At 65.5% G+C, this 13476-nt stretch carries 7 protein-coding genes; 5 read left to right on the forward strand and 2 right to left on the reverse strand.

Annotation, left to right across the window (positions count from 1 at the left end; all coding sequences use genetic code 11):
* Positions 1-16 precede the first annotated feature (16 nt).
* On the reverse strand, positions 17-3934 hold the full coding sequence (purL, locus tag NFI08_RS01035; RefSeq protein WP_349586564.1) for a phosphoribosylformylglycinamidine synthase: 3918 nt from the start codon (positions 3932-3934) through the stop codon (positions 17-19).
* 140 nt (positions 3935-4074) lie between these two features.
* On the opposite strand from purL, the gene mltF reads away from it, so the two are divergent.
* From mltF to NFI08_RS01055, 4 genes are all read left to right on the forward strand, one after another.
* Positions 4075-5550: a membrane-bound lytic murein transglycosylase MltF gene (mltF, locus tag NFI08_RS01040; RefSeq protein WP_349586567.1), complete on the forward strand. Its 1476-nt coding sequence runs from the start codon at positions 4075-4077 to the stop codon at positions 5548-5550.
* 14 nt (positions 5551-5564) lie between these two features.
* Complete coding sequence (locus tag NFI08_RS01045; RefSeq protein WP_349586569.1) at positions 5565-7535, forward strand: GGDEF domain-containing protein; 1971 nt, start codon at positions 5565-5567, stop codon at positions 7533-7535.
* A gap of 235 nt (positions 7536-7770) precedes the next feature.
* Positions 7771-9795 (forward strand): GGDEF domain-containing protein, encoded by a 2025-nt coding sequence (locus NFI08_RS01050; RefSeq protein WP_349586572.1) that lies wholly within the window; start codon positions 7771-7773, stop codon positions 9793-9795.
* A gap of 120 nt (positions 9796-9915) precedes the next feature.
* A complete protein-coding gene (locus NFI08_RS01055; protein WP_349586575.1) occupies positions 9916-11970 on the forward strand; it encodes a sensor domain-containing diguanylate cyclase in 2055 nt (684 codons plus the stop codon).
* An 86-nt stretch (positions 11971-12056) separates the two neighbouring features.
* On the opposite strand, the gene tadA is transcribed toward NFI08_RS01055, so the two are convergent.
* On the reverse strand, positions 12057-12509 hold the full coding sequence (gene tadA / locus NFI08_RS01060) for a tRNA adenosine(34) deaminase TadA (protein ID WP_045991988.1): 453 nt from the start codon (positions 12507-12509) through the stop codon (positions 12057-12059).
* 122 nt (positions 12510-12631) lie between these two features.
* Between tadA and NFI08_RS01065 the strand changes: the two genes are divergently transcribed.
* Positions 12632-13447 carry an acyl-CoA thioesterase gene (locus tag NFI08_RS01065; protein WP_349586579.1) on the forward strand — a complete coding sequence of 272 codons (816 nt, stop codon included), beginning with the start codon at positions 12632-12634 and terminating at the stop codon, positions 13445-13447.
* The last annotated feature ends 29 nt before the right edge of the window (positions 13448-13476 follow it).

The raw sequence follows: 13476 nt of genomic DNA on the forward strand, positions 1-13476 counted from the left end.
TGGAGGGGCTGAAGGATCAGCCCAGCCACACCCGGGCATTGCGGAACAGCCTGAGCCAGGCGCCGTCCTGGCTCCACTCGGCCGGCCGCCAGGAGTTGGTGACGGCACGCACCACCCGCTCCGGGTGGGGCATCATGATCGTCACCCGGCCATCCGGCGTGGTCAGGCCGGTGATACCGGAGGGCGAGCCGTTGGGGTTGGCCGGGTAGCGGGTGGTGCACTGGCCGTGGTTGTCGATATAGCGCAGGGCCACCTGGCCCAAGCCCTGCATGCTGCGCAGGTGGGCGCTATCGCGAAACTCGGCGCGGCCCTCGCCATGGGCCACGGCGATGGGCAGGCGCGAGCCTTCCATGCCGGCGAGCAGGATCGACGGGGTCTTCTCCACCTGCACCATGGCCACCCGGGCCTCGAACTGCTCGGACTCGTTACGCACGAAGCGCGGCCAGTTCTCGGCGCCGGGGATCAGCTCCTTGAGCTGGGACAGCATCTGGCAGCCGTTGCACACGCCGAGGGCGAAGCTATCGTCGCGCGCGAAGAAGTCGGCGAACTGCTCGCGGGCGCGGGGGTTGAACAGTACCGACTTGGCCCAGCCACCACCGGCGCCGAGCACGTCGCCGTAGGAGAAGCCACCACAGGCGGCCAGCCCCTTGAACTCGTCGAGAGCGACACGTCCCTCGAGCAGGTCGCTCATGTGCACGTCGACCGCCTCGAAGCCGGCCTTGTCGAAGGCCCAGGCCATCTCCAGGTGACCATTGACGCCCTGCTCGCGCAGGATGGCGGCACGCGGACGTGCGCTGTTGACGAAGGGTGCGCTGATGTCTTCGTCGACGTCGAAGGTCGGGCTGGCACTCAGGCCCGGGTCACGGGTGTCGAGCAGGTTGTCGAACTCGTTCTTGGCGCACTCGGGGTTGTCGCGCAGGGCCTGCAGGCGGTAGCTGGTCTCGCTCCAGGTGCGCTGGGTCAGCTGCCGGGTGGTCTCCAGCAACGGCTCCTCGAACAGGGTCACGCGGATCTGGTCGTCGTAGCGCGGACGGGCGATGACGCCACAGGTCTCGATACCGGCGGCGGCGAACTGGGCCAGCACCTCTTCGGTGTGCTCACGGCTGACCTGGATGACCGCCCCCAACTCCTCGCTGAACAGCGCGTCCACTGCCTCGGCAGCCTCGTCGATCAACCAGTCGAGCTTGATCTCGAGCCCGGCGCGCCCGGCGAAGGCCATCTCCAGCAGGGTGACGATCAGGCCACCGTCGCTGCGGTCGTGGTAGGCCAGCAGTCGACCGTCGGCGTTGAGCCCCTGGATGACGCTGAAGAACGCCTTGAGGTCCTCGGCGTCGTCCAGGTCCGGGCAGTCGTTGCCGACCTGACCGTAGACCTGGGCCAGGGCGGAGCCGCCCAGACGATTCTTGCCGGCGCCCAGGTCGATCAGCAGCAGGTCGCTCTCGTCCTGGTCGAGGCGAATCTGCGGGGTCAGCGTCTTCATGGCGTCGGTCACCGGAGCGAAGCCGGTGATCGCCAGGGTCAGCGGCGAGGTCACCGCCTTCTGCTCACCGTCCTGCTCCCAGGCGGTGCGCATGGACATGGAGTCCTTGCCCACCGGCACCGCGATGCCCAGCGCCGGGCACAGCTCCATGCCGACGGCGTGCACGGCGTCATACAGCGCCTGGTTCTCGCCTTCATGGTCCGCCGCGCTCATCCAGTTGGCCGACATCTTGATGTCGCCAAGCTGGGCGATCGGGGCAGCGGCCAGGTTGGTGATCGACTCGGCCACCGCCAGGCGCGCGCTGGCGGCGGGGTCGATCAGCGCCACCGGCGAACGCTCGCCCATGGCCATGGCCTCACCGGCGTGGGTATCGAAGCTTGCCGTGGTCACCGCCACGTCGGCCACCGGCACCTGCCAGGGACCGACCATCTGGTCACGCGCGACCTGGCCGGTGATCGAGCGGTCGCCGATGGTGATCAGGAAGCTCTTGGAGGCCACGGTGGGCAGACGCAGCACGCGATCCAGCGCCTCGCGCAGGTCCAGGTTGTCGAGCATCACACCGGGCAGTTCCAGCGGCGCACGCTCAAACTCACGCTGCATCTTGGGCGGCTTGCCGAACAGCACGCTCATCGGCAGGTCCACCGGACGGGTGTCGAAGTGGCCGTCCACCACCGCCAGGTGGTGCTCTGCGGTGGCCTCGCCGACCACCGCGTAGGGGCAGCGTTCGCGCCGGCACAGGGCGTCGAAGGTCTCGAGATCCGCAGGTGCCACCGCCAGCACGTAGCGCTCCTGGGCCTCGTTGCACCAGATCTCCAGCGGGCTCATGCCGGGCTCGGCGTTGGGCACCTCACGCAGGCTGAACAGACCACCACGATCGCCGTCCTTGACCAGTTCCGGCAAGGCGTTGGACAGACCACCGGCGCCTACGTCGTGGATAAAGCAGATGGGGTTGTCGTCACCCAGCGACCAACAGCGGTCGATGACCTCCTGGGCACGCCGCTCGATCTCGGGGTTGTCGCGCTGAACAGAAGCGAAGTCGAGATCGAAGCTCGACGAGCCGGAGGCCATCGACGACGCCGCACCGCCGCCGAGCCCGATCAGCATCGCCGGGCCACCCATCACGATCAGCTTGCCGCCCACCGGGATCTCGCCCTTTGCCACGTGCTGTTCGCGGATGTTGCCGTAGCCGCCGGCGATCATGATCGGCTTGTGGTAGCCGCGACGCTCGATGCCGCTGGCACCCAGAGCGTCCTGCTCGTAGGTGCGGAAGTAGCCGGTGAGGTTGGGACGGCCAAATTCGTTGTTGAAGGCGGCGCCGCCGATGGGGCCCTCGAGCATGATCTCCAGGGCGTTGACGATGCGCTCGGGCTTGCCGTAGTCGAACGCCTCCCAGGGCTGCACGAACTCGGGGATACGCAGGTTGGACACGGTAAAGCCGGTCAGCCCCGCCTTGGGCTTGCCGCCGATGCCGGTGGCGCCTTCGTCGCGGATCTCGCCGCCGGCACCGGTCGCCGCGCCGGGATGCGGTGCGATGGCGGTCGGGTGGTTGTGGGTCTCGACCTTGGTCAGGATGTGGATCGGTTCCACCTCACCGCCGTAGCTGGCGCGCTCACCGTCACGACCGGTCAGCGGGGTGGCGAAGAAGCGACGCGCCTCGCTGCCCTTGATCACCGCAGCGTTGTCGCTGTAGGCCGACAGGATGCCGTCCGGTGAGGCCTCAAAGGTGTTCTTGATCATCTTGAACAGCGAGTGGCTCTGGGCCTCGCCGTCGATGACCCAGTCGGCGTTGAAGATCTTGTGGCGGCAGTGCTCGGAGTTGGCCTGGGCGAACATCATCAGCTCGACGTCGCTGGGGTTGCGGCCCAGCTCGACAAACGCCTCGACCAGGTAGTCGATCTCGTCCTCGGCCAGGGCGAGCCCCAGCTCGCGATTGGCGACCTCAAGCGCAGTACGGCCACCCTCGAGCACGTCCACCTGGCCCAGCGGCGCCGGCTCATGGTGGGCGAACAGGGTGGCGGCGTCGGAGCTGTCTCGCAGCACCGTCTCGGTCATGCGGTCGTGCAGGCCGGCGACGATGGCGTCGAAGTGGGCTTCCTTCAGCGTACCGCGCACCTTGATGCGATAGAGGATGCCGCGCTCCAGGCGGTTGATCTGGGTCAAACCGCAGTTATGGGCAATGTCGGTAGCCTTGGATGACCAGGGAGACTGGGTGCCGATACGTGGCACCACCAGCAACGCAAGCCCCTCCACATCGCTATCCTGCTGTGCCGGCCCGTAGTCGAGCAGGCGCTCGAGCAGGCTCAGTTCGGTGGCATCGAGCTCCCGCTCCAGATCGGCAAAGTGCACATACTCGGCGTGCAGCGCCTCGATCTCGGGGACGGACACACGCAGTTGAGCCAGCAGCTTGGCGTGACGGAAGGTGGACAGGGCGGGCGCTCCGCGCAGTTCGAGCATATCCAGGAGCCTCTGAAGATCAGCGATAAAAGAAGGGGGCCGCGGCGGGCGAGACGGCATATGATACTGGAAACCGACGGGTGCGAGAAATCGATGCGGATGACAGCGCCCCGTGGGCTGGGTAAGGTGGGCGCTCCACCATGAGCGATTTTGCCCCGATGAAGGACGGTTTCCGTCATGCGCGGCGCCTGCGCATCCTTGCCACCAGTGGCCTGGGCCTGCTGTGGGCGCTCTGGCCGACGCCGCCCGGCCCCTCCTCAAGCGCTGCCCTGGAGCGAGTACTGGCACGTGATTTCATCACCGTGCACACCCGCAATACCCCCTTTACCTACTACGAGGGGCGCCAGGGACCTACCGGCTTCGAGTACGAACTGATGCGTCGCTTCGCCGACCGCCTCGGGGTCAGCCTGAACCTGAGCGATGACCACCATGTGCAGAGCGTGCTCGACGCGGTGCGCCACCAGGGCGACCTCGGCGCGGCCGCCCTGCCGCTGGACCCGCTGGCAGAAGGCCTGGTGTTTTCGCGCCCGATCCTGTCGATGCAGCCAATGGTGGTGTATCGCCGAGGACTGCAGCCGCCCAAGGCGCTCGATGACCTCAAGGACTGGAACATCGGCATCGCCAAGGGCACCGGCATCAGCCGCGTCATGCACGAATTGCAGCGCGAGCACCCTCGCCTCAGCTGGAAGGAAGCGGAAGACCTGGAGATCGCCTCGCTGCTCAGGCGCATCGAGGATGGCGAGCTGGACGCCGCGGTGGTGTACGCCCACCAGTTCCGCCTCAATCGTCTGTTCTTCCCCGAAGTGGAAGACGGCTTCGACGTCGGCGAGCCGGTGACCATGGCCTGGGCCTTCTCCGGGAAAGACGGTCTGGCGCTGATCGAACGCGCCAATACGTTCTTCGACGAGCTTCGCGCAGACGGTGAACTCGACCGCCTCACCGCCCGCTACTTCGGTCATGACGACTATCTCGAGTACGTTGGCGCCCGGGTCTTCATCAACCACGTCAACAAGCGCCTGCCCCGCTTTGATGCCCTGTTTCGAGAGGCCGCCCGCGCGCAGCACTTCGACTGGAAGCTGCTGGCAGCGGTGGGTTATCAAGAGTCCCACTGGGACCCGGAGGCGACGTCGCCCACCGGGGTGCGTGGGCTGATGATGCTGACCAACGCCACCGCCGAGGAAGTCGGAGTATCGAACCGGCTGGACCCGGCCCAGAGCATCGAGGGCGGCGCACGCTATCTGCGCAGCGTCGAACAGCGATTGCCCGAGTCGATCACCGGTGAGGACCGCCTCTACATGGCGCTCGCGGCCTACAACGTGGGCCTCGGCCATCTGTATGACGCCCGTGACATCGCCCGGATGCGGGGTGGCAACCCGGATCTGTGGCGTGATGTGCGTGAGGCGCTGCCCCTGTTGCAGGAAAGCCAGTGGCACAGCAAGACACGCCACGGCTACGCAAGGGGTGGCGAACCGGTCATCTATGTGCAGAATATTCGCCGCTATCTCGAGATCCTCGACTACGTCGATCGCAGCCAGCAGCAGTTCCACCAGCTGAATGCCCGCCTGCCCGATCAAGCCGACGCCGAGATCTTCGAACTCGTGCCCCCCATGCCCTAGGACACCTTGCCTTCATGTCTCGAATTGCCCTGTCCATGACGCTGCTGGTCATCCTGCTGGCCACGGCAGGACTGATCGTCGATCCCTCGATGATCCAGGATCAGAGCCACAGCGCCAGCTGGACCCTGCTGCTGCTGACCGGCATCGGCCAGGCGATGTGGTACTGGCGTGGGGTGAGGATGTCGGTCGTGTGTCTGTTGCCGGTGCTGGCGATCCTGCTGCTGGGCCTGGCCAGCTACCTGCTGCCCGAAGCCCTGATCTCTTACGTCACGCTCGACCAATGGGCATCGCGGCTACCCGGGGTCCAGGGCCTCGACGATCTTCGACCGCCCTTGATGGAGCTGCTCATCCTGCTGGCGCTGACTGGCGGGCTGCTGGGACGCACCCGGGCGAGCCTGGCCGCCCCGCTGCTGCAGGCGCTGGCGGCGCTGTTACTGGTCACCGAAGCGCTGCTGGTGATCACCGACGAGATCCGCTCGCCGCAGAACCTGGCAGGCACCCCCGCCAGCATGCTGTTGCTGGCGCTGTTGCTGGTCGCCCAGTTCGTCGGCGTGGTCTCGGGGTGGCGCCACACCCGGATCAGCATCCTGCGCAGCCTGATTCCCTCGCTCGCCCTGGTGCTGGTCAGTCTGTTCGTCTGGAACCAGCAACGTGTGTACGTGGACCAGCAGCTTCAAGACGAGCTGCAGGGCGAATCGGATCGTCTGGCGACTCAGCTTGGCGCCGAGATAACGGCCCACCTGGAGGCAGTGAGACGTTTCGCCAGCTTCTGGAGCCTGCTGGAAGAGGCCCCCAGCGCCGAAGAGTGGGAGCGCCAGGCCGCCTTTTACCACCAGGACTTCAGCTACTTTCTCAACATCGCCTATATCGAAGCCGACGGTACCATCCGCCTTGTCCACCCACGCGATGACAGCAACCGGGCGATCATCGGCATCAATGCACTAGACGTGGACCGCCCCTACGTCGACGCACTGGCGAAGGCACTTTCCGACAACCAGGAGGGCCACACCGGCGTCGTGCCACTGCTGCAGGGGATGCCCGGCATGATCTACTACCTGCCGATCACCTCCCCCGACCAGCAGCGCGTCACCGGCGCTGCGGCCATGGTGCTCAGCCTCCCGGTGCTGGCCGACAAGCTCTACGCCGAGACCCTGCTGGACCGTGAGCATATCCGCATGCGCTTCGCCGTGGACGGTGACACCATTCGCGACTGGCCGACCAGCGAGTCGCCAGGCCCATGGACCATGCTGAGCCTGCTTGCCCTCGACGAACAAGAGCTGACCGTCGCCTTGAACGCCTCCATCGGCTACCTGCTAGGTCTGCGTTCGCGCCAGCCGGTGGCCAGTCTCAGCATCGGGCTGCTGCTGGCTTACCTGCTGTACATGGTGGTATTCGGCCACCACCGCATGTCGGTACAACACTCGTCGATGTACCGCTCCAACGAGGAGCTGCGCCGAGAGGTCCGCCATCGTACCGAACTGCAGCGTGAGGTGGAGTGGCTTGCCGGCCACGACGAGCTGACGCTGCTGCCCAACCGCCGCCTGTTCATGTCGACGTTGCGAGAACAGCAGGAGTGCCGCCCGCTGAGCGTTCTTCTGTGTGACATCGATCACTTCAAGAGCATCAATGACCAGCTCGGCCACCAGGCGGGGGACGAGGCGCTTCGTCGCTTCGCCCGAGTGGGACGCCTGGCGATGCCCGAAGGGGTGGTGCTGGCCCGTTACGGCGGCGAGGAATTCGTGGCCCTGCTGACCGGGGTGGCCGCGGACGAGGCCGTCGAGATCGCCGAATCCCTGCGCCAGAGCGTGATGAACTGCGGCGTTGAGCATGCCGATGGGCGCCCCATGACGGTGAGCATCGGCATCGCCAGCCACGGCGCCGGCGACCTGATCGCCGAAGACCTGCTCCATCGCGCGGACCTGGCACTTTATCGAGCCAAGCGACAGGGGCGTAATCGCATCGAGGCGTGCACGTCACCCGCCTGAGCTCGGCCTCGCGCGAATCTGGCGCGCGGCCTCAACACCCGGCGCCAACCAGACACCCACCTGCCCCTTCGATGTCCTTGATCTACATCAGGAAAGGCTCGGTTCCGCGCCCACTTGGCCGCATTTTCCAGCACAATCCCCCGAACGTCTATTCTTCTCGCTGATCGGTTCGGCGAAATATTTCGCTGACCACAACGCCCAACAACCGCCAGCTCCTCGCCTGAAAAGTGGGTACATGCTACGTCTCAGAATCCCGCTGACACTGTTGTCCCTGGCACTGTACATTGCGGGGCTCTGCGCCAGCCTCGCCGGGACTACCGCCTCGACCACCTTGCCCACCCTGGTCCTGGGCGGCTTGATCGGTCTTGCTCAACTGGCCTGGTATCGCCAGCGGCTGGGCTTGAGTCTGACGCTGGTGGTGGCGGTGTTGGCCGCTCTGCTGATCGGCGTGGCCGGCGAAACCCTGCCCCAGGGCTGGCTGTCTCTGGCGACTTTCGATCCACCGGCGCCGCTCGATACTGGCCACCCACGCCTTTCCTGGCAGTGGCCGGGGTTGGCCGACAGCCTGCTGCTGGCGTGCCTGGCCTTGAGTCTTGCCCTGCGCACCCGTGCCAGCCTGGGCACCCCCTTGCTGCACGCCATCGCCGTCCTGCTGTGGGGGACCCTGGCCTACCAGGTGACATCACCCGAGGCCTTGCCACCACTGACCCCACCCGCGGGGCCCTGGGCGCTGGCGGGCAGCGGGCTGCTGTTGCTGACCCAGTTCCTGGCGGTGGTGACCGGCTGGCGCCATAACCAGGCGAGCCTGTTGCGCGCCCTGGGCCCCGGTCTTCTTATTGCCACGGCAACGGTTCTGCTGTGGTGCCAGCAGGATAGCGAGGCCAATCGGCAGCTATTCGAACGTGCTCAGCGGGAGACCGATCGCCTGTCGGCAACGATGACAGACCGCATCGACGATACCCTTCGAGCCATGCATCGCTTCCATCTGATCTGGGAGATCGATCAACGCCTGCCCTCGGCATCGATGTGGCACCACGAAGCCCAGAGCTTTATGCACGACTTCCCGGAGCTGCCCCTGCTGGCCCTGATCGATCCCTCCGGGTGGGTCCAGCACCTCTATCCCGACGACAACTGGCACCAGGCCTACCCGGGCATGCGCTTGCTGGATGGAGCCCTCGACCAGCCACTGATGGATGTGCTGCAGCAGAGCTTTCACCAGCGCAACGCGGTGTCATCGGATATCCTGCCACTGCCCGATGGAGGCTGGGGCATCATCCACTTTCTGCCGATCCACACGGTGGATGGTGATCGGCTGCTGGGTTCGGTCGCCATGGTCTTCAGCCTCGACGCCTTAGCTTCCAACCTCCTGCCCGCGCTCGCCGATATACCGGACGCCATGACGCTGACATTGAAAGACGGCGACAGCACCCTATGGCGGGTACCGACGTCAGCGGCTAATTCGCCCTGGAGGCTCGTCAGCGACGTTCGTCTGCTGTCCCATACCCTGAGCCTGGAGCTCAGCCCCAACCGCCGTTTGCTGGAGCACCTGAAGCTGCACTATCCGAGTTCAACGCTGTGCACCGGCCTGATCATGGCTCTGCTGCTCTACCTGCTGTTGTTCAGCCGCCATCGGCAGCGCCAGCAGCACCGCCAGATTGCCGATACCAATCTCGAACTACGCCGAGAGATGCGGCGTCGTTCACGCCTGCAGAAAAACATCGAATGGCTGGCAGGACACGACGACCTCACGGGCCTGGCCAATCGACGCACCTTTCTCGCCAGCCTGCCGACGGATGCCGGACAGAACCCTCTCAGTCTGCTGTTATGTGACCTCGACCATTTCAAGCGCATCAACGACCAACAAGGCCATCAAGCCGGGGACCAGGCGCTCAAGCGCTTCGCCGCCTGCGCGCAGAAACTGCTTCCACAGGGTGGCGTGCTGGCTCGCTACGGCGGCGAGGAATTCGTGGTCTATCTGCCACAGGGCGATATCGCCTGGGTACATGACTGGGCAGAACACCTGAGGCGGGAGGTTCAGGCCTGTGGCGTACAACACGAAGACGGCACTCCCATGACGGTATGTATCGGTCTGATCACCCAGACCGACGGCCCCGTGGTGCCAAGGGACTTGCTGCATCGAGCGGATTTGGCGCTGTATCGCGCCAAGCGGCTGGGCCGCAATCGGGTGGAGATCGCCGAGGCAAAGCCCGCTGCTGAGCCCAGCGAGGCCACAGAGCCCAACGGTCTGCTGCACTCCTGACTCAGGTCAACCCCACTGGCGCGAGGCGGCGCACTTCTTCCTGAGCCTCGATCAGCGCCTGGGTAAGCTGGTCGTAGCGCGGCCAGTCAGGCCGCGAGCCGCCAGGGTTGGAACGCCTGAATGTGGTACACCTCGACCCCCGTTGTTCGTCACTACCGGTTATTGAGCCAAGGGCTGACCCTGCTCGCTCTGGTACTGGCAGTCGCCTCCCTTACCGTGCTCGATACTCGGGTAGCCTCCCTGCCGGCGAATCAGACGACCCTGGCGCTGGCCCTTATCGTCGCCATCGGTCAATGGCGATGGACACGCAAGGGGGTCTTCACCAGTGCCCTGGTGCTATGGCCATTGCTCCTATGCCTTCTAGGTTTGGTGTTCAGCGCCTGCGCACCGGAAGACTGGCTATCCGTGGAGCGCTTGTCCGAACCCTTCCATTGGCTGACAGCGCCTTCGACTCTGCTGGACTGGCGCCCGCCGCTGGTCGAACTGGTCATGCTGACGCTGCTGACCCTGGGGATACTGGCGCGCACGCGCTCGAGTCTGGGGGTCCCCTTGCTCCATATGTCCTGTTTGCTGATGTTGCTGCTGGACCAGACGCCACTGCATCGCTGGCTACCTTCAGCGGCACTGCTGCACGCCCACTCGCTCACCGTCACCGCCGTCCTCGGCCTGTTGCTGGCCGGCCAGTGGGTGGGCGTGGTGAGCGGCTGGCGTCCGACCCGCGACAGCCTCAGACGGGGTCTTTGGCCCTCGACACTTCTGGTCGTGATGACCCTGGCGCTTTGGCAGTACCTGGAGCTTCAGGCCGATGACGAACTCCAACACCTGGGACAGCGCGAAGGCCGTGCCATGGAGGAACGCCTGGCCAGCGAATTCAATGACTTTCGACACTCACTGCAACATTTGCAGGTTTTCCTCGAACAATCGCCGCTCCCGCCCCCTACCGAACGCTGGCAGCACCTGACGCGACCTCTTCGCGACCACTTTCCCTACCTTGCGACGCTGCGCTACGTCGCAGTGACCGGTGGCAATGTGCGAAGCCCCGCGCCCACAGTCGTCCCCAGGTCAACTGATATGCCTCAACCTGCCGCGGTGCTCCCCCCGGAGGCCCAGATCACTACCCTCGCCATCGACGCTCCTGCACCGACGATGAAGATCACGCTCTCGCTACCGATTCGCCGTCCCGGTGGAAAGCTGCTCGGGCACTTGGCAGCGACCTTGTCACTGTCAGCCATGGCCGAGAATATGTATACGCATCCCCCCTCGGGGGCGGGGAGCCTGCAGGTCCGACTTACCTACCACAACCGTCTGATCAAGGAATGGCCCATGGAGGGGCATCCGGCCTCGTGGACAGTATCCGTTCCCCTCGACGCCATTCCCCTGCATCGACCCGGCAATAAAGCGGTGACAGTCGACACAGCCTATCTACCGCTCGAGCTGTCCTTGCGTCCCGACACGCGACTGCTGGAGCGTCTGCGCAGCCGTCTTCCGGCCGTGACCCTGGTGCTGGGTCTGCTGTTTAGCCAGTTCCTCTATCTGACATTGTTCAGTCAGCATCAGATGGCCTCCCAGCATCGTGCGATTGCTCGCTCCAACGGAGACCTTCGCCGCGAGGTCCGTACTCGCCATCGCCTGCAGCAGCAACTCAGCTGGCTCGCCGATCACGACGAACTCACCGGTCTGCCGAACCGACGTCACCTTCAGGCCACCGCCCAGACCTGGCGGGCGCGCTTGCCCCTGAGCGTCATTCTTGTCGACATCGACCACTTCAAGCGCATCAACGACTGCCTCGGCCACGCCGAAGGCGACAGAGTGCTCAAGGCGGTAGGTCGACTTGCACAGGAGACCCTGGGGGATGACGGCCTGCTGGGGCGCTACGGCGGGGAAGAGTTTCTGGTGATCATTCCCGAAGGACGGCTAGCCGAAGCCAGCGCTGTGGCCGAGCGTCTGCGGCGTGCCGTCCGACAGGCGCCGCTGGCTCATCACGACGGCACGCCACTGACCATCAGCCTGGGGGTGGCATGCCAGGATCATTCACCGCTTGATCTGGCACGCCTGATACAGCAGGCGGACCAGGCGCTCTATCTAGCGAAGCACCAGGGACGCGACCGGGTCGAGCTTTTCGTGGATACCGTCGACGGCGCATCGGACCTGGACACACCGCCCTTCACCGCCTGAGCGAGGCTCGGGGCCTGTAACGAAAGTCTTGAACACCCTGTCGGCACCGCCGACGCTACCTCAGTGCTCTGCGCTGCGGCAAAGGCTCATCGGCGCTCGGCAAAAAACGTCTTGAGCAGGCGAGAGGCTCGGCTCGCCAGCACCCCACCTTCGACCTCCACCTGGTGGAAGTGCCAGGGCTGGGCGAACAAGTTGGCCCGGGACTCGACCATGCCGGAACGAGGCTCCGCGGCACCGTAGACGAGACGCCGGATCCTGGCGTGGATGATGGCCCCGGAGCACATCATGCAGGGTTCCAGCGTCACGTAAAGCGTGCAGCCCTCGAGCCGATAGTTCGACAGACTCACCCCGGCGTCCCTGAGCGCCTGAACCTCGGCATGGGCGCTGGGATCATGGCTCGCCACGGGGCCGTTGGCGCCGCGACCGATGATCTCTCCGGCCGCGTCCACCACCACCGCACCGACCGGCACCTCTCCTGCCTGGGCCGCCCGCTCGGCCAGTTCCAGCGCTCGATGCATGTAAAATTCGTCACTGCGCAAGGTGTTGCACTCCCGTACACTGAGCCCAGGCAAATGCTGAACCATTGTCGCGGGCACGGCAATCGCCACCGTGTCACCGCCATCGACTAGCCGGGCTACCCCGGCGCAAGGAGGATACGCGAATGTCGGACGCCTTGAAGGGTCTGGTAGACCTGCTGGGCCTGGAAATGCTGGAAGAGAACCTGTTTCGTGGACGCAGCCAGGACCTGGGGCTTCCCCAGTTGTTCGGCGGCCAGGTACTGGGCCAGGCGCTGTCGGCGGCCACCCAGACCGTCGCGGCGGAGCGTCAGGTGCACTCGCTGCACGGCTACTTCCTGCGTCCCGGCGACGCCGCCATGCCGGTGGTCTATCAGGTCGACCGCGTTCGTGACGGAGGCAGTTTCACCACCCGCCGCATCACCGCGATCCAGAAGGGCCGTCCGATCTTCTTCTGCAGCGCTTCCTTCCATGGCCAGGAACACAGCCTGAGCCACCAGGCCAGCATGCCCGCCCTCGAGGCAACAGAGCCCGGCGACAGCGACGAGATCCTGCGCTTCCCCGGCCACCCGATCGAATTTCGCCATGTGGAAGACACCGCCGAGGAGGGCGCGCCCGCACGCAAGCGGTTGTGGTTCCGGCTCAATGGCGAACTGCCCGATGACCCCGCTCTGCATCGCTACCTGCTCGCCTACAGCTCGGATTTCAACCTGCTGACCACCGCCCTGGTGCCACATGGCATCCGTTTCGGCGACCCCAAGCTGCAGATCGCCAGCCTCGACCACTCGCTCTGGTTTCACCAGGACGTGGCCGTCAACGACTGGCTGCTGTACGACATGGACAGCCCCTGGGCCGGCGGCGCCAGAGGCCTGGCTCGTGGCAGCATCTACAATCGAAAAGGCGAACTGGTGGCCTCCAGCGCCCAGGAAGGCCTGACGCGCCTGAGGGAGCCCCGGGACTAGCGCACGGGAGGCCATCAGGGACGCCTGGA

It is taken from the genome of Halomonas sp. EF61 (genome assembly GCF_040147045.1).
GTDB classification, from domain to species: domain Bacteria; phylum Pseudomonadota; class Gammaproteobacteria; order Pseudomonadales; family Halomonadaceae; genus Halomonas; species Halomonas litopenaei.

Bases quoted from the DNA above. Each gene is read 5' to 3' on its own strand.
- purL (WP_349586564.1), bottom strand. From the start codon at position 3,934: ATGCTCGAACTGCGCGGAGCGCCCGCCCTGTCCACCTTCCGTCACGCC.
- mltF (WP_349586567.1), top strand. From the start codon at position 4,075: ATGAGCGATTTTGCCCCGATGAAGGACGGTTTCCGTCATGCGCGGCGC.
- NFI08_RS01045 (WP_349586569.1), top strand. From the start codon at position 5,565: ATGTCTCGAATTGCCCTGTCCATGACGCTGCTGGTCATCCTGCTGGCC.
- NFI08_RS01050 (WP_349586572.1), top strand. From the start codon at position 7,771: ATGCTACGTCTCAGAATCCCGCTGACACTGTTGTCCCTGGCACTGTAC.
- NFI08_RS01055 (WP_349586575.1), top strand. From the start codon at position 9,916: ATGTGGTACACCTCGACCCCCGTTGTTCGTCACTACCGGTTATTGAGC.
- NFI08_RS01065 (WP_349586579.1), top strand. From the start codon at position 12,632: ATGTCGGACGCCTTGAAGGGTCTGGTAGACCTGCTGGGCCTGGAAATG.